At 62.7% G+C, this 16,357-nt stretch carries 16 protein-coding genes and 1 tRNA gene; all 17 read left to right on the plus strand.

Translation table 11 applies throughout. The annotated features are described in order from the left end of the window. Positions 1–38: 38 nt before the first annotated feature. The 17 genes from AC3G88_RS07875 (at position 39) to AC3G88_RS07955 (ending at position 16,343) form a co-directional block, all read left to right on the plus strand. Positions 39–1,043 carry an NAD(P)H-quinone oxidoreductase gene (locus AC3G88_RS07875; RefSeq protein WP_488771224.1) on the plus strand — a complete coding sequence of 335 codons (1,005 nt, stop codon included), beginning with the start codon at positions 39–41 and terminating at the stop codon, positions 1,041–1,043. A gap of 143 nt (positions 1,044–1,186) precedes the next feature. Beyond that, positions 1,187–1,924, plus strand: coding sequence for a triose-phosphate isomerase (gene tpiA / locus AC3G88_RS07880; RefSeq protein ID WP_488893257.1), 738 nt, complete (start codon positions 1,187–1,189; stop codon positions 1,922–1,924). Between the two features lie 50 nt (positions 1,925–1,974). After that, positions 1,975–2,343, plus strand: a complete 369-nt coding sequence (gene secG, locus AC3G88_RS07885) for a preprotein translocase subunit SecG (RefSeq protein ID WP_153947584.1) — start codon at positions 1,975–1,977, stop codon at positions 2,341–2,343. Between the two features lie 209 nt (positions 2,344–2,552). Then, positions 2,553–2,637, plus strand: a tRNA-Leu gene (locus tag AC3G88_RS07890). Between the two features lie 171 nt (positions 2,638–2,808). Then, on the plus strand, positions 2,809–3,168 hold the full coding sequence (locus AC3G88_RS07895; RefSeq protein ID WP_029050851.1) for an NADH-quinone oxidoreductase subunit A: 360 nt from the start codon (positions 2,809–2,811) through the stop codon (positions 3,166–3,168). 6 nt (positions 3,169–3,174) lie between these two features. Next, entirely contained in the window at positions 3,175–3,657 is a 483-nt protein-coding gene (locus AC3G88_RS07900) for a NuoB/complex I 20 kDa subunit family protein (protein WP_008643342.1), read from the plus strand. A gap of 1 nt (position 3,658) precedes the next feature. Beyond that, a complete protein-coding gene (locus AC3G88_RS07905) occupies positions 3,659–4,258 on the plus strand; it encodes an NADH-quinone oxidoreductase subunit C (RefSeq protein WP_400391136.1) in 600 nt (199 codons plus the stop codon). A gap of 10 nt (positions 4,259–4,268) precedes the next feature. After that, positions 4,269–5,522 (plus strand): NADH-quinone oxidoreductase subunit D, encoded by a 1,254-nt coding sequence (locus tag AC3G88_RS07910; protein ID WP_400391137.1) that lies wholly within the window; start codon positions 4,269–4,271, stop codon positions 5,520–5,522. Between the two features lie 224 nt (positions 5,523–5,746). After that, positions 5,747–6,247, plus strand: coding sequence for an NADH-quinone oxidoreductase subunit NuoE (gene nuoE / locus AC3G88_RS07915; RefSeq protein ID WP_029050848.1), 501 nt, complete (start codon positions 5,747–5,749; stop codon positions 6,245–6,247). Between the two features lies 1 nt (position 6,248). Continuing rightward, positions 6,249–7,544, plus strand: a complete 1,296-nt coding sequence (nuoF, locus tag AC3G88_RS07920) for an NADH-quinone oxidoreductase subunit NuoF (protein WP_153947587.1) — start codon at positions 6,249–6,251, stop codon at positions 7,542–7,544. A 13-nt stretch (positions 7,545–7,557) separates the two neighbouring features. Beyond that, the gene (nuoG, locus tag AC3G88_RS07925; RefSeq protein ID WP_488771226.1) at positions 7,558–9,930 is read left to right on the plus strand and encodes an NADH-quinone oxidoreductase subunit NuoG; all 2,373 of its coding nucleotides are present in this window, start codon (positions 7,558–7,560) and stop codon (positions 9,928–9,930) included. Positions 9,931–9,948: 18 nt separating this feature from the next. Then, a complete protein-coding gene (gene nuoH, locus AC3G88_RS07930) occupies positions 9,949–11,013 on the plus strand; it encodes an NADH-quinone oxidoreductase subunit NuoH (protein ID WP_153947589.1) in 1,065 nt (354 codons plus the stop codon). Between the two features lie 74 nt (positions 11,014–11,087). After that, entirely contained in the window at positions 11,088–11,576 is a 489-nt protein-coding gene (gene nuoI, locus AC3G88_RS07935) for an NADH-quinone oxidoreductase subunit NuoI (RefSeq protein ID WP_175459842.1), read from the plus strand. Positions 11,577–11,741: 165 nt separating this feature from the next. Next, on the plus strand, positions 11,742–12,383 hold the full coding sequence (locus tag AC3G88_RS07940) for an NADH-quinone oxidoreductase subunit J (protein WP_488771228.1): 642 nt from the start codon (positions 11,742–11,744) through the stop codon (positions 12,381–12,383). Between the two features lie 16 nt (positions 12,384–12,399). Next, positions 12,400–12,705 carry an NADH-quinone oxidoreductase subunit NuoK gene (gene nuoK, locus AC3G88_RS07945; protein ID WP_029050842.1) on the plus strand — a complete coding sequence of 102 codons (306 nt, stop codon included), beginning with the start codon at positions 12,400–12,402 and terminating at the stop codon, positions 12,703–12,705. A gap of 59 nt (positions 12,706–12,764) precedes the next feature. Further along, positions 12,765–14,849 (plus strand): NADH-quinone oxidoreductase subunit L, encoded by a 2,085-nt coding sequence (gene nuoL / locus AC3G88_RS07950; RefSeq protein ID WP_488771229.1) that lies wholly within the window; start codon positions 12,765–12,767, stop codon positions 14,847–14,849. 27 nt (positions 14,850–14,876) lie between these two features. Continuing rightward, a complete protein-coding gene (locus tag AC3G88_RS07955) occupies positions 14,877–16,343 on the plus strand; it encodes an NADH-quinone oxidoreductase subunit M (protein ID WP_488771230.1) in 1,467 nt (488 codons plus the stop codon). The last annotated feature ends 14 nt before the right edge of the window (positions 16,344–16,357 follow it).

The following is a 16,357-nucleotide window of genomic DNA, read 5'->3' on the forward strand; positions in this document are numbered from 1 at the left end:
GCGCGCCATGCGACATACGACATTGATGAGGAGCGATCATGAAAGCCATCGAAATCCGTGAATACGGCGGCCCTGAAGTCCTGCAGGAAACGCAGCGTCCCGACCCGGAGCCGAAGGCCGGAGAGATCCTGATCCGCGTGGCGGCAGCGGGCATCAATCGCCCCGATGTGTTCCAGCGTACCGGCAATTATCCGGTGCCGCCGGGTGCGTCCGACTTGCCGGGCCTGGAGGTGGCCGGCGTGGTGGTGGGCGGCGACCTGTCGAATCCGGCGAACCGTTTTGGCTTGAAAGTGGGCGACCGGGTTTGCGCGCTGGTGCAGGGCGGCGGCTACGCCGAGCTTTGCACGGCACCGATCGAACAATGCCTGCCGGTGCCCGACGGCCTCAGCGATATCGAAGCTGCCGCGCTGCCGGAGACATTCTTCACCGTGTGGAGCAACGTGTTTGATCGTGGCCAATTGGGCAAGGGCCCGCGCGGAGCGGCGGAGACGCTGCTGATCCAGGGCGGGTCGAGCGGCATCGGTACCACGGCCATCCAGATCGCCAAGGCGATGGGCTTCAAGGTGTTCGTGACGGCGGGCAGCGACGACAAGTGCAAGGCCTGCGAGGCGTTGGGCGCCGACCGTGCGATCAACTACAAGACGCAGGACTTCGTCGCCGAGGTCAAGGCTTTGACCGAAGGCAAGGGTGTTGATGTGATTCTCGACATGGTGGCCGGTTCGTACCTGGCCCGGGAACTGTCGTGCATCGCTGACGACGGCCGCATCGTCATCATCGCGCTGCTGGGCGGCGGCAAGGCCGAAATTCCGCTGGGCGATATCCTGCGCCGGCGCATCACCGTGACAGGTTCGACACTGCGTCCGCGTCCGGCATCGTTCAAGGGCGCGATTGCGCAGGCGCTGCACCAGAACGTCTGGCCGCTGCTGGCTTCGGGCAAGATCAAGCCCGTGATCTACAAGGTCTTCCCTGCCGCGCAGGCCGCCGATGCCCATCGCCTGATGGAATCGAGCGAGCACACCGGCAAGATCGTGCTGACCTGGTAACGGGTTTCGTCGGCCCACAATCGCACCATCGCTGTCGCAATTGTGGGCCGACGACCACTGGCTGTCCGCAATTGGCCGCCATGCGCTGGCGGCCCCCCGTTGACCACGCTACAATAGCCGGTTTGATTTGAGAGGGGACCCTTGTGAGACAAAAGCTGGTCATCGGCAACTGGAAGATGCACGGCAGCCTCGCCGCCAATGCGGCCCTGCTGGAAGGCATCAAGGCAGCGCCGGCCAAGTCAAAACTGGCCGTCTGCGCACCGTTCCCCTATCTTGCCCAGTGCCAGTCGCTGCTCACCGGTACCCAGGTGTCGTGGGGCGCCCAGGACACGTCGGCCGAAGTCCGCGGGGCCTTCACGGGCGAAGTTGCGGCGCCGATGCTGGCCGAGTTCGGCTGTACTTATGTGCTGGTGGGTCACTCCGAGCGCCGCACGTACCACGGTGAATCCGATGCGAAGGTGGCTGCCAAGGCACTGCGCGCCCTGGAATCGGGTCTGATTCCGGTCGTTTGCGTCGGCGAAACGCTCGCCGAGCGCGAGGCGGGGCAGACCGAGGCGGTGGCGGGCCGTCAGCTGCAAGCCGTGCTCGATGCACTGTCTATCGATCAATTGAATCGCATTGTCCTGGCCTATGAGCCCGTCTGGGCCATTGGCACTGGAAAGACGGCCACCAGCGAGCAGGCTCAGGCCGTCCATGCCGCACTGCGCGCGCAGGTCGCCGGCAAGGACGCAGGCGTGGGCGAGCGTATCGCCATCCTGTACGGCGGCAGCGTGAAGCCGGACAATGCGGCGGAACTGTTTTCCATGTCCGATATCGACGGGGGCCTGATTGGCGGCGCCTCGCTGAAGGCGGATGATTTCCTCGCGATCGGCAACGCCTGAATGCCGGATGCGACTGTCTGATCAGGCAAGTACGAAACGAATTTAACCAAATGGCAATTTTCAAGACTCTGTTGGTCGTCGTGCAGGTTCTGTCCGCGCTGGGCGTGATCGGTCTGGTCCTGCTGCAGCACGGCAAGGGCGCCGACGTCGGCGCGGCCTTCGGCTCTGGCGCATCGGGCAGCCTGTTCGGTGCATCGGGCTCGGCAAACTTCCTGTCGCGTACCACGGCCGTTCTGGCGGCGCTGTTCTTCGCTTGCACGCTGGGCCTGACGCTGCTGGGCAACTACAAGCCGCAGGCTTCGCTGGGCGTGATGGGCGCAAGCCAGCAGCCGCAGGCTACCCAGGCTTCGGCACCGTCCGCATCGGCGCCGGCAGCGGCTGCCGCATCGGCACCGGCCGGGCCCGCAGTGCCGAAGTAAGCTTCGGCATTGACGCAATAATCGAACAGTGTGTTCAAGGATTCCTGATTTAATTTGTGATTGTGCATTGAACAAATCAGGGATCATGAGTTAGAATGCAAGGCTTGAAACGATTCCCCAGCGCGGGGCGAAAGCCAGAGGACAGACTCTTCTGACAACGCTTCGTAGGGTGTAAAAACCCGGCGCAAGGCAATATTGTTTCTCCCCCAGCCGACGTGGTGAAATTGGTAGACACGCTATCTTGAGGGGGTAGTGGCGAAAGCTGTGCGAGTTCGAGTCTCGCCGTCGGCACCAAACAATTGATCGGAAGTCAATGTCGCGTCCGTGTCATGCACGGATCGCACTATTGACTCTCCGGCAGTCCGCAAGGCGGCGCCGTGCTAAGACGGGATGGCGCCTGGGGTGGGCAACAGGTCGCCGCTAGCTGGTGCTGTTGACAACATTCCAGATAAGGCTGGCCGTACCTTGACACTCGAAGCCTACTTCCCCGTCCTCGTCTTCATCCTCTTTGGCATCGTGCTCGGTGTGGCACTGATGTCCATTGGTCGGATTCTCGGTCCCAACAATCCTGACGCAGCGAAGCTGTCGCCGTACGAGTGCGGCTTCGAGGCATTCGAGGATGCGCGCATGAAGTTCGACGTGCGCTACTACCTCATCGCCATCCTCTTTATCCTGTTCGATCTCGAAACTGCCTTCCTGTTTCCCTGGGGCGTTGCCCTCAAGGACATCGGTTGGCCGGGATTCATCGCCATGGGCGTGTTTCTGCTGGAATTCATCGTGGGCTTCGTCTACATCTGGAAAAAGGGCGCGCTCGATTGGGAGTGATGTGAAATGGCAATCGAAGGCGTTCTCAACGAAGGCTTTGTCACGACGACCGCTGACAAGCTGATCAACTGGACCCGCACGGGTTCCCTGTGGCCCATGACGTTCGGTCTGGCCTGCTGTGCAGTGGAAATGATGCACGCCGGCGCCGCACGCTACGACATGGACCGTTTCGGCGTGATCTTCCGCCCGTCGCCGCGTCAGTCCGACGTGATGATCGTGGCAGGCACGCTCTGCAACAAGATGGCCCCCGCGCTGCGCAAGGTCTACGACCAGATGGCAGAACCGCGCTGGGTGATCTCGATGGGCTCGTGCGCCAATGGCGGCGGCTACTACCACTACTCGTATTCGGTGGTGCGTGGCTGCGATCGCATCGTGCCGGTCGACATCTATGTTCCGGGCTGCCCGCCGACCGCGGAGGCGCTGATCTACGGCGTGATCCAGCTCCAGAACAAGATCAAGCGTACCAACACCATTGCGCGCAAGGGCTGACATGGCGAACCTCGATACCCTCAAGGCCGCCCTCGAGAAAGTTCTGGGCAAGCGCGTGCAGAACCTGACCGAGGCCATCGGCGAACTGACGCTGATCGTCAAGGCTGCCGACTACCTCGACGTGGCACGCCTGCTGCGTGACGACCCGTCGCTGCACTTCGAGCAGGCGATCGACCTCTGCGGCGTCGACTATTCCGACTATGCCGAAGGCACCTGGGACGGCCCGCGCTTCGCGGCTGTCACGCATCTGCTGTCGCTCAAGCACAACTGGCGCCTGCGCCTGCGCGTGTTCGCGCCGGACGACGACATGCCCGTGGTGCCGTCGCTGATCGACGTGTGGAACTCGGTGAACTGGTTCGAGCGCGAGGCGTTCGACTTCTACGGCATCGTGTTCGAAGGCCACCCCGACCTGCGCCGTCTGCTGACGGACTACGGTTTCGTGGGCCATCCGTTCCGGAAGGATTTCCCGGTCTCGGGCTACGTGGAAATGCGTTACGACCCCGAGCAGAAGCGGGTCATCTACCAGCCGGTGACGATCGAGCCGCGCGAAATCACGCCGCGCGTGATTCGCGAGGAAAACTACGGCGGCACGAAGCACTGAGAACGGCGTCATGGCAGATATCAAGAACTACACCCTCAACTTCGGTCCCCAGCACCCTGCGGCACACGGCGTGCTGCGTCTGGTGCTCGAGCTGGACGGCGAAGTCATCCAGCGTGCCGATCCCCACATCGGCCTGCTGCACCGCGCCACCGAAAAGCTGGCCGAGCAGAAGAGCTGGATCCAGAGCGTTCCCTACATGGACCGTCTCGACTACGTGTCGATGATGGTCAACGAACACGCCTACGTGATGGCGATCGAGCGGATGCTCGGCATCGAGGTGCCGATCCGCGCGCAGTACATCCGCGTGATGTTCGACGAGATCACCCGCCTGCTGAACCACCTGATGTGGATCGGCGCCCACGCGCTGGACGTCGGCGCGATGGCCGTGTTCCTGTACGCGTTCCGCGAGCGCGAGGACATGTTCGACATGTACGAGGCGGTGTCGGGCGCGCGCATGCACGCAGCCTACTACCGTCCGGGCGGCGTTTACCGCGACCTGCCGGACACGATGCCGCAGTACCGCGCGTCGAAGATCCACAACGAGAAGGCCATCAAGGTCATGAACGAAAACCGTTCGGGCTCGCTGCTGGACTTCATCGAAGACTTCACGAACCGTTTTCCGACGTACGTGGATGAATATGAGACGCTGCTGACCGATAACCGTATCTGGAAGCAGCGTCTGGTGGATATCGGCGTGGTGACTCCGGAGCGCGCGCTGCAGATGGGTTTCACGGGTCCGATGCTGCGTGGCTCGGGCATCGAGTGGGATCTGCGCAAGAAGCAGCCGTACGAGGTCTACGACAAGATCGACTTCGACATCCCGGTGGGCACGGCGGGCGACTGCTATTCCCGTTACCTGGTGCGCGTGGAAGAAATGCGCCAGTCGAACCGCATCATCAAGCAGTGCATCGACTGGCTGCGCCGCAACCCGGGTCCGGTGATTTCCGAGAACCACAAGGTGGCACCGCCGTCGCGCGTGGACATGAAGTCGAACATGGAAGAGCTGATTCACCATTTCAAGCTCTTCACGGAAGGCATCCACGTACCGCCGGGCGAGGCTTACGCGGCAGTGGAACACCCGAAGGGCGAGTTTGGTATCTACGCGATCTCGGACGGTGCGAACAAGCCGTACCGCCTGAAGATCCGTGCTCCGGGCTTTGCCCACCTGGCCGCGCTCGACGAAATGGCCAAGGGACACATGATTGCGGATGCGGTCACGATCATCGGGACACAGGACATCGTGTTCGGCGAGATCGACCGCTAAGGGATACCGGCAGAAGGGTATCCCGTCACAGGCCGTTGTCCGGACGACGATCCGGGCGTGTTCGGCCGGCCCCGGCGGTAATGGTGGCAGCAGGCTCCGGCCTGCGACGGATCGGCAAGGAATGCGCTGGAGCATTCCGGGCCGGCAGAACATGGCAGCGACGGCTGCAAACCAGCGAAGCCCGGCATACAAGGGCAGGACTTCGCCGTATTACTGCAATGACCATGCTATCAGCAGAAGCTCTCAAGGAAATCGATCGCGCGATCGCGAAGTATCCGGCCGACCAGAAGCAGTCGGCCGTGATGGCGGCACTCGCCGTGGCACAGGGCGAGGTGGGCTGGGTTTCCCCCGAAGTCATGCAGTTCGTCGCCAGCTACCTGGAAATGCCGCCCGTGTGGGTGGAAGAGGTGGCCACGTTCTACAACATGTATGACACCAAGCCGGTGGGCAAGTACAAGCTCACCGTCTGCACCAACCTGCCGTGCGCGCTGTCGGGCGGCGACCGGGCTGGCGAATACCTGAAGCGCAAGCTCGGGATCGACTACAACGAAACCACCGCCGATGGCTGCTTCACGCTGAAGGAAGGCGAGTGCATGGGCGCTTGCGGCGACGCACCGGTGATGATCGTCAACAACACCCGCATGTGCAGCTTCATGAGCGACCAGAAGCTCGACGCCCTGGTCGACGAGCTCAAGGCCGAAGCCGCCGCCAAGGGGGACAAGTAACATGACCTCTCTGCACGACCGTCACATCAAGCCGCTGATCCTGGCCGGCCTGGACGGCAAGAACTGGCACCTCGAGGACTACGTCAAGCGTGGCGGCTACGCCCAGCTGCGCCGTATCCTCGAACAGAAGGTAACGCCCGAGCAGGTGATTGCCGACGTCAAGGCCTCGGGCCTGCGCGGCCGTGGCGGTGCGGGTTTTCCGACCGGCCTGAAGTGGAGCTTCATGCCGCGTTCGTTCCCGGGTCAGAAGTACCTGGTCTGCAATACCGACGAGGGCGAGCCGGGCACGTTCAAGGACCGTGACATCATCCGCTACAACCCCCATGCGCTGATCGAAGGCATGGCTATCGGGGCGTACGCGATGGGCATCACCGTGGGTTACAACTACATCCACGGCGAAATCTGGAACGAATACAAGATCTTCGAGGAAGCCCTCGAGGAGGCACGCCGCGCCGGTTTCCTGGGCGACAACATCCTGGGTTCGGGCTTCGACTTCCAGTTGCATGCCCACCACGGCTACGGCGCGTACATCTGCGGCGAAGAAACCGCGCTGCTCGAATCGCTGGAAGGCAAGAAAGGCCAGCCGCGCTTCAAGCCGCCTTTCCCGGCCAGCTTCGGCCTGTACGGCAAGCCGACCACCATCAACAACACCGAGACGTTCGCAGCGGTGCCGTTCCTCCTGGCCGTGGGCCCGGACGAATACCTGAAGATGGGTAAGCCGAATAACGGCGGCACCAAGATCTTCTCGATCTCCGGCGACGTCGAGCGTCCGGGCAACTACGAAATCCCGCTGGGCACGCCGTTCTCCACGTTGCTGGAGCTGGCGGGTGGCATGCGCGGCGGCAAGGCGCTCAAGGCCGTGATCCCTGGCGGATCGTCGGCCCCGGTGGTGCCGGCCGACCTGATGATGGCGTCGACCATGGACTACGACTCGATCGCCAAGGCCGGCTCGATGCTGGGCTCGGGCGCCGTGATCGTCATGGACGAAACGCGCTGCATGGTGCGGTCGCTGCTGCGCCTGTCGTATTTCTACTTTGAAGAATCGTGCGGCCAGTGCACGCCGTGCCGTGAAGGCACCGGCTGGCTCTACCGCATGGTGAATCGTATTGAACACGGAGAAGGCCGCCAGGAAGACCTGGACCTGCTCAATAACGTCGCGGAAAACATCATGGGTCGCACGATTTGCGCGCTCGGCGATGCCGCGGCGATGCCGGTACGCGGCATGCTCAAGCACTACTGGAAAGAGTTCGAATATCACGTCGAACACAAGCAGTGCATGGTCCCGGCCCATTCCTGAAGCGTGGCAGAACATGGTTGAACTCGAGATCGACGGCAAGAAGGTAGAGGTTGCGGAAGGCAGCCTCGTGATGGAAGCGGCCCGCAAGCTGGGCACCTACATCCCGCACTTCTGCTACCACCGCAAACTGTCCATCGCGGCGAACTGCCGCATGTGCCTGGTCGAAGTGGAAAAGGCGCCCAAGGCGCTGCCCGCCTGCGCCACCCCGGTGACGCCCGGCATGAAGGTCTTCACGAACTCCGAGAAGGCTGTCAAGGCCCAGAAGTCCGTGATGGAATTCCTGCTGATCAACCACCCACTCGACTGCCCGATCTGCGATCAGGGCGGCGAATGCCAGCTGCAGGATCTGGCCGTGGGCTACGGTGCCTCGGAGTCGCGCTACAAGGAAGAAAAGCGCGTGGTGTTCCACAAGAACGTGGGCCCGCTGATCTCCATGGAGGAGATGACCCGCTGCATCCATTGCACCCGCTGCGTGCGCTTTGGCCAGGAAGTGGCCGGCGTGATGGAGCTGGGCATGCTGAACCGTGGCGAACACTCGGAAATCACGACGTTCGTCGGCCAGACCGTGGATTCGGAACTGTCCGGCAACATGATCGACCTGTGCCCGGTTGGCGCGCTGACCAGCAAGCCGTTCCGTTATTCGGCCCGTACCTGGGAACTGGCTCGTCGCAAGTCGGTGTCGCCGCACGACGGCGTGGGTGCCAACCTCGTGGTCCAGACCAAGAACCAGCGCGTGATGCGCGTGGTGCCCCTGGAAAACGAAGACGTCAACGAGTGCTGGATCTCCGACAAGGACCGCTTCTCGTACGAAGGCGTGAACAGTGCCGACCGTCTGACCCGCCCGATGCTCAAGCAGGGCAACCAGTGGATGGAAACCGACTGGCAGACCGCGCTGGAATACGTGGCCAACGGCCTGGCGAGCATCAAGCGTGACCATGGTGCCGACCAGATCGCCGCCATCGCCAGCCCGCACAGCACGCTGGAAGAACTGTTCCTGCTGGGCAAGCTCGTCCGTGGCCTGGGCAGCGACAACGTGGACTTCCGCCTGCGCCAGACCGATTTCTCGGCCGCGCTGAAGGGCGCGCCGTGGCTGGGCATGCCGATTGCCGACGTCACCACGCTGCAACGCGCGCTGGTGATTGGCGCTTCGCTGCGCAAGGATCAGCCGCTGCTGGCCTCCCGCCTGCGTCAGGCCGCCAAGAAGGGTGCCCGCGTGGCCGTGATCGGTACCGGCGGTGAAGACCTGCTGATGCCGCTGGCCGCACGTATCGACGTGGCACCGTCGGCCTGGACTGCCGCACTGGCCGGCGTGGCCCGTGCCGTGGCCGCCGCCAAGGGCGTGGCCGCTCCGGCCGGGACCGATGGTTTCGACGGTGGCGACGCCGCCAGGACCGTGGCCGATGCGCTGCTGTCGGGCGAGCGCCGTGCCGTGTTCCTCGGCAACGAAGCCGTGCGCCACCCGCAATTCTCGGCGCTGCACGCGCTGGCCCAGTGGATCGCAACGGAAACGGGAGCCACGCTGGGCTTCCTGACCGAGGCGGCCAACACCGTCGGCGGCTATATTGCCGGCGCGCTGCCGCAACAGGGCGGTGCCAATGCCCAGGCGATGTTCGATGCGCCGCGCAAGGCATACATCGTGCTGAACGCCGAAGCCGAATTCGATACCGCCGATGCACGCAAGGCCCTGGCCGCGCTGCAGCAGGCCGGAACCGTCGTGGTGCTGTCGCCGTTCCGCTCGGAAGCGGCCATGCAATACGCCGACGTGATCCTGCCGATCGCGCCGTTCACCGAGACCGCCGGTACGTTCGTGAACGCCGAGGGCCGTGCCCAGAGCTTCAACGGCGTGGTGCGCGCGCTGGGTGAGTCGCGTCCGGGCTGGAAGGTGCTGCGCGTGCTGGGCAACCTGCTCGACGTGCCGGGCTTCGACTTCGAAACCGCCGAAGCCGTGCGCGATGCCGCACTGGTCAAGCTGGCTCCGGCGCAGCTGAACAACGCTACCGACGCCCCGATCCGCGTGACGGCTGCCGCCGCCAACGGTATCGAGCGTATCGCCGATGTGCCCATCTACCACGCCGACCCGATCGTGCGTCGTGCCGATTCGCTGCAGCTGACCGCTGCCGCGCGCCGCGCGATGACGGTGGGCCTGTCGTCGGAACTGTTCGCCAAGCTGGGCGTGCAGGCGGGCGACCCGGTGCGCGTGACGCAGGACGGTGCCAGCGTGGTGCTGCCCGCGGCGCTGGAAAAGACGCTGCCGGCCAATGCCGTGCGCGTGCCGGCTGCCACCGTGGCCGCCGCAACGCTGGGCGCGCTGTTCGGTACCGTCACCGTTGAGAAAGCCATCGACCTGTCGGCCGGCCAGGGTGCCGCCGCGACGGCCACCGTATAAGAAGAGCGAGATAGCAACATGATCGATCTCATTACCTCGCAGGGCCAGGCCATCTTCGGCAGCGCTTGGACGCTGATCTGGATCCTGATCCGTGCCGTGGTCATTGTGGTGCCGGTGCTGCTGTGCGTGGCCTACCTGATTCTGTGGGAACGCAAGCTGATTGGCTGGATGCACGTCCGTATCGGCCCGAACCGCGTGGGTCCGCTGGGCCTGCTGCAGCCGATTGCCGATGTGCTGAAGCTGCTGCTCAAGGAAGTGATGTTCCCGTCGCAGATCAACCGGATGATGTATCTGGTTGCGCCGCTGATGGTGCTGGTGCCGGCAGTGGCCGTCTGGGCCGTGATCCCGTTCCAGCCCGAAGTGGTGATGGCGGACGTCAACGCCGGCCTGCTGTACGTGATGGCCATCAGCTCGGTGGGCGTGTACGGCGTGATCCTGGCCGGCTGGGCATCGAACTCGAAGTACGCGTTCATCGGCGCCATGCGTGCCGCGGCGCAGATGGTGTCGTATGAAATCGCCATGGGCTTCGCGCTGGTCACCGTGCTGATGGTGGCCGGCAGCCTGAACCTGTCGACGATCGTGAACAGCCAGAATGTGGGCTATTTCGCGGACATGGGCATCAACATCCTGTCGTGGAACTGGCTGCCGCTGCTGCCGATGTTCGCCGTGTACTTCATCTCGGGCGTGGCGGAAACCAACCGCCATCCGTTCGACGTGGTGGAAGGCGAGTCGGAAATCGTGGCCGGTCACATGATCGAATATTCGGGCATGACGTTCGCGCTGTTCTTCCTGGCCGAGTACATCAACATGATCATCATCTCGACGATGACCTCGCTGATGTTCCTCGGTGGCTGGGCGCCGCCGTTCTCGAGCGTGATCACGAATGCGGTCCCGGGCTTCTTCTGGCTGGTGATCAAGGTTTTCCTGCTGCTGTCTGTGTTCATCTGGATTCGTGCCTCGTTCCCGCGTTACCGCTATGACCAGATCATGCGTCTGGGCTGGAAGATCTTCATTCCGCTGACCGTGGCGTGGCTGATCATTGTGGCGATCTGGATCAAGTCGCCGTGGAACATCTGGCACTAAGAGGCCAGGCGACGGCGCGCCGCCCGAACGGGCAGGGCGCGCCGCGCGGAAATACTTAGGAAGCAATCGTCATGCTGATCGCCATCAAGGACTTCTTTAACAGCCTGCTCCTGAAGGAACTCTTCAAGGGCATGGCACTTACCGGCCGCTATCTCTTCGCCCGGAAGGTGACTGTCCAGTTCCCGGAAGAGAAGACGCCGATGTCGCCGCGATTCCGCGGCCTGCACGCACTGCGCCGCTACCCGAACGGGGAAGAGCGTTGCATCGCCTGCAAGCTGTGCGAAGCGGTGTGCCCGGCCATGGCCATTACGATCGAGTCGGATGTGCGTAACGACGGCACCCGCCGCACCACGCGCTACGACATCGATCTGACCAAGTGCATTTTCTGCGGCTTCTGCGAAGAAGCCTGCCCGGTCGACGCGGTCGTGGAAACGCATATTTTCGAGTACCACGGCGAGAAGCGCGGCGACCTGTACTTCACGAAGGACATGCTGCTGGCAGTGGGCGACCGCTACGAGCCGCAGATCGCGGCAGCCAAGGCCGCGGACGCGAAGTACCGCTAAGCGGACCGGCAGGACGGGAGCCAGGCATACGGTGCGCGGTTCCCGGCAACGAATTTGAAGTCGCCCCGCAAGGGGCACAACCAAGAGAAGCAAGTCGCGCAAGGCGTGGCTGCCCCCGACGGGCAGCCCGGACCGGCGCGGCCCAAAGAGGATCCGATAGGGACCATGGAACTCACGACAGCCATCTTCTATGCCTTTGCCCTGGTGCTGGTGCTCTCCGCACTGAAAGTCATCACGGCAAAGAACCCGGTGCATTCCGCACTGTTCCTCGTCCTGGCGTTCTTCACCGCCGCGGCGATCTGGATGATCCTGAAGGCCGAGTTCCTCGCCATCCTGCTCGTGCTGGTGTACGTAGGTGCGGTGATGGTGCTGTTCCTGTTCGTGGTGATGATGATCGATATCGATATCGAGCACCTGCGCCGCGACTTCTGGACGTACGTGCCGATGGCGTCGATCGTCGGTGCGCTGATCATCGCCGAAATGGCCATCGTGCTGGTGCGCAACTTCATCGGCACTACCAACGCCGTGCTGCCGCCGGGCGCGCAGGACCCGAATTATTCGAACACCGCCGCGCTGGGCAAGCTGATCTACACCGACTACGTGTACGCCTTCGAAGTGGCCGGCATCATCCTGCTGGTGGCCATCGTGGCCGCCGTGGCCCTGACGCTGCGCCGCCGCAAGGATGTCAAGGCGCAGGACGTGGGTGCCCAGCTGCGTGTACGCCGCGACGAGCGCGTGCGCATGGTGAAGATGCCGGCCGAGGGCCGGGCCGAAGCGGATGCTGCTGTGTCCGCCAACAAGAACTAAGCCCGGAGAACCCGCTGTGCTGTCTCTCGCTCACTTTCTCGTCCTCGGTGCCATCCTGTTCGCGATCAGCATCGTTGGCATCTTCCTGAACCGCAAGAACGTCATCGTGCTGTTGATGGCGCTCGAACTGATGCTGCTTGCGGTGAACATGAATTTCGTCGCCTTCTCGCACTACATGGGCGACCTGGCCGGACAGGTTTTCGTTTTCTTCATCCTTACGGTGGCCGCCGCCGAGTCGGCAATCGGTCTGGCAATCCTGGTCGTGCTGTTCCGTAACCTGGACACGATCAACGTGGACGACATGGATACCCTCAAGGGCTGACATGAACGCTCACGACATGAACCAAGACTGCATCCCGACCGCACACCAATAAGCGTCCTATGGCAACCACGCTCAACCCCAACCTGCTGCTGGCGATTGCGCTGGCACCGCTCGCCGGTGCCGCGATAGCCGGTCTGTTCGGTACCAAGTTCTTCGGCACGTTCTCCTCGGAGACGCGCGGCGGCCGCATCGTGGCCCACTCGGCAACGATCCTCGGTGTCGCCATCTCGTTCGTCCTCTCCGTGATGGTGCTGCTCGACGTGATGAACGGCGCCGGCTACAACGCCACCGTGTACGAATGGATGGCCATCGGCTCGCTGAAGATGGAAGTCGGCTTCCTGGTCGATTCCCTGACGGCGATGATGATGGTCGTGGTGACCTTCGTCTCGCTGATGGTGCACATCTACACCGTCGGCTACATGGACGGGGACCCCGGCTACAACCGCTTCTTCGCCTACATCTCGCTGTTCACCTTCTCGATGCTGATGCTGGTGATGAGCAACAACTTCCTGCAGCTGTTCTTCGGCTGGGAAGCTGTGGGCCTGGTGTCGTACCTGCTGATCGGCTTCTGGTACACGCGTCCGACCGCGATCTTCGCCAACCTGAAGGCGTTCCTGGTCAACCGCGTGGGTGACTTCGGCTTCATCCTCGGTATCGGCCTGCTGCTGGCGTACAGCGGCAGCATGAACTACACGGACGTGTTCGCCCAGCGCGAGCAGCTGGCAACCGTGATCTTCCCGGGCACCGACTGGCTGATGATCACCGTGGCGTGCATCTGCCTGTTCATCGGCGCGATGGGCAAGTCGGCGCAGTTCCCGCTGCACGTGTGGCTGCCTGACTCGATGGAAGGCCCGACCCCGATTTCGGCACTGATCCACGCGGCAACCATGGTGACGGCCGGTATCTTCATGGTGTCGCGCATGTCGCCGCTGTTCGAGCTGTCGGACACCGCCCTGTCGTTCGTGATGATCATCGGCGGCATCACGGCACTGTTCATGGGCTTCCTGGGCATCATCCAGAACGACATCAAGCGCGTGGTGGCGTACTCCACGCTGTCGCAGCTGGGCTACATGACCGTGGCGCTTGGCGCTTCGGCCTACTCGGTGGCCGTGTTCCACCTGATGACCCACGCATTCTTCAAGGCGCTGCTGTTCCTTGCGGCCGGTTCGGTCATCATCGGCATGCACCACGACCAGGACATCCGCAACATGGGCGGCCTGCGCAAGTACATGCCGATCACCTGGATCACGTCGCTGGTGGGTTCGCTGGCGCTGATCGGCACGCCGTTCTTCTCGGGCTTCTATTCGAAGGACTCGATCATCGAGGCCGTGGCCGAGTCGCACCTGGCCGGTTCGGGCTTCGCGTACTTCGCCGTGCTGGCTGGCGTGTTCGTCACCGCCTTCTACTCGTTCCGCATGTACTTCCTGGTGTTCCACGGTGAAGAGCGTTTCGGCAAGCCGCACGCGCACCACGATCACCACGAGGAAGAAGAGGAATCGCACGGCGACGACCACCACCATGGTCTGGCTCCGGGCCAGAAGCCGCACGAGTCGCCGTGGGTAGTGACGCTGCCGCTGGTGCTGCTGGCCATCCCGTCGGTGATCGTTGGCGCCATCGCCATCGAGCCGATGCTGTTCGGTGACTTCTTCAAGCATGGCCTGGCGTTCAAGGACGTGATCTTCGTCGGCGAGAACCATCACGCCATGGAAGAGTTGAAGGAAGCGTTCCACGGCTGGGTGCCAATGGCGATTCACTCGCTGACGACCCCGGTGCTGTGGCTAGCAATTGCCGGTGTGGTGCTGTCGTGGTTCTTCTACATGAAGCGCCCGGACATCCCGGCCGCCATCAAGCAACGCTGCTCGGGTCTCTACAACCTGCTCGAGAACAAGTACTACATGGACGCGATCAACGAGGCAGTGTTTGCCCGTGGCGCGCGCCTGCTGGGTACCGGCCTGTGGAAGGGTGGTGACCAGAGCTTCATCGACGGCCTGTTCGTCAATGGTTCGGCCCGTGTGGTGGCGTCGTTTGCCGCGGCCAGCCGTTACCTGCAGTCCGGCTACATCTACCATTACGCTTTCGCGATGATCCTCGGCATGCTGGTGCTGTTGACGCTGACGATCACTGGCGTGATAGGCACCAAGTGATAGGCACCGAGTAAGGAAAACAAACAAATGGTTCTGTCTCTCGCAATCTGGCTGCCTATCTTCTTCGGCTTGCTGGTATTGATGTTCGGCTCCGACAACAGCAAGGGCTTCGCGCGCTGGATGGCGCTGTTCGGTGCCATCGCCAGCTTCGCCGTGACGCTGCCGCTGGTCTTCCATTTCGACACCTCGACGGCCGCAATGCAGTTTGTCGAGCAGGCGAACTGGATCGAGCGCTTCAACATTGCCTATCACCTGGGCGTTGACGGCATCTCGATGTGGTTCGTCGTGCTGACGTCGTTCATCACCGTGATCGTCGTGATCTCGGCCTGGGAAGTGATCACCGAACGGGTGGCCGAGTACATGGCCGCGTTCCTGATCCTCTCGGGTCTGATGGTGGGCGTGTTCTGCGCGCTGGACGGCATGCTGTTCTACGTGTTCTTCGAAGCCACGCTGATCCCGATGTACATCATCATCGGTGTCTGGGGTGGCCCGAACCGCGTGTACGCCGCGTTCAAGTTCTTCCTCTACACGCTGCTGGGCTCGCTGCTGACGCTGGTTGCCCTGCTGTACCTGTACAACAAGACCGGTACGTTCGACATCCTGTCCTGGCACCAGGCCAAGCTGTCGTTCGAAGAACAGATCCTGATCTTCCTGGCGTTCTTCATGGCCTTCGCCGTGAAGGTGCCGATGTGGCCGGTGCACACCTGGCTGCCGGACGCCCACGTGGAAGCGCCGACCGGCGGTTCCGTGGTGCTGGCCGCGATCATGCTGAAGCTGGGCGCCTACGGTTTCCTGCGGTTCTCGCTGCCGATCGCGCCGGACGCCAGCCACTACATGGCACCGTTCATCATCACGATCTCGCTGGTCGCGGTGATCTACATCGGCCTCGTGGCGCTGGTCCAGGCCGACATGAAGAAGCTGGTGGCGTATTCGTCGATCGCCCACATGGGCTTCGTGACGCTCGGCTTCTTCATTTTCAACGACCTGGGCGTTGAAGGCGGCATCATCCAGATGATCTCGCACGGCTTCGTGTCGGGCGCCATGTTCCTCGGCATCGGTGTGCTGTACGACCGCGTGCATTCGCGCCAGATCGCCGACTACGGCGGTGTGGTGAACGTGATGCCGAAGTTCGCCGCATTCTCGGTGTTCTTCGCCATGGCAAACTGCGGCCTGCCGGCTACCTCTGGTTTCGTCGGCGAGTTCATGGTCATCCTGGCGTCGGTCAAGTTCAATTTCTGGATCGGCCTGCTGGCTGCCACGGCCCTGATCCTGGGCGCGGCCTACTCGCTGTGGATGGTCAAGCGCGTGATCTTTGGCGATATCGTGCATCAGCACGTGCGTGAACTGGTAGACCTGAACAAGCGCGAATTCCTGATGTTCGGCCTGCTGGCGATCCTGACGCTGTACATGGGCCTGTACCCGAAACCCTTCACCGATGTGATGCACGCCTCGGTGGTGAACCTGCTGTCCCACGTGGCACAGTCCAAGCTGTAAGCGGGGGAGAGAAA

The organism is Cupriavidus sp. 86D6 (assembly GCF_057815095.1).

Coding starts and splice junctions, on each gene's coding strand:
- AC3G88_RS07875 (WP_488771224.1), top strand. CDS start 39: ATGAAAGCCATCGAAATCCGTGAATACGGCGGCCCTGAAGTCCTGCAG.
- secG (WP_153947584.1), top strand. CDS start 1,975: ATGGCAATTTTCAAGACTCTGTTGGTCGTCGTGCAGGTTCTGTCCGCG.
- AC3G88_RS07900 (WP_008643342.1), top strand. CDS start 3,175: ATGGCAATCGAAGGCGTTCTCAACGAAGGCTTTGTCACGACGACCGCT.
- AC3G88_RS07905 (WP_400391136.1), top strand. CDS start 3,659: ATGGCGAACCTCGATACCCTCAAGGCCGCCCTCGAGAAAGTTCTGGGC.
- AC3G88_RS07910 (WP_400391137.1), top strand. CDS start 4,269: ATGGCAGATATCAAGAACTACACCCTCAACTTCGGTCCCCAGCACCCT.
- nuoE (WP_029050848.1), top strand. CDS start 5,747: ATGCTATCAGCAGAAGCTCTCAAGGAAATCGATCGCGCGATCGCGAAG.
- nuoF (WP_153947587.1), top strand. CDS start 6,249: ATGACCTCTCTGCACGACCGTCACATCAAGCCGCTGATCCTGGCCGGC.
- nuoG (WP_488771226.1), top strand. CDS start 7,558: ATGGTTGAACTCGAGATCGACGGCAAGAAGGTAGAGGTTGCGGAAGGC.
- nuoH (WP_153947589.1), top strand. CDS start 9,949: ATGATCGATCTCATTACCTCGCAGGGCCAGGCCATCTTCGGCAGCGCT.
- AC3G88_RS07940 (WP_488771228.1), top strand. CDS start 11,742: ATGGAACTCACGACAGCCATCTTCTATGCCTTTGCCCTGGTGCTGGTG.
- nuoL (WP_488771229.1), top strand. CDS start 12,765: ATGGCAACCACGCTCAACCCCAACCTGCTGCTGGCGATTGCGCTGGCA.
- AC3G88_RS07955 (WP_488771230.1), top strand. CDS start 14,877: ATGGTTCTGTCTCTCGCAATCTGGCTGCCTATCTTCTTCGGCTTGCTG.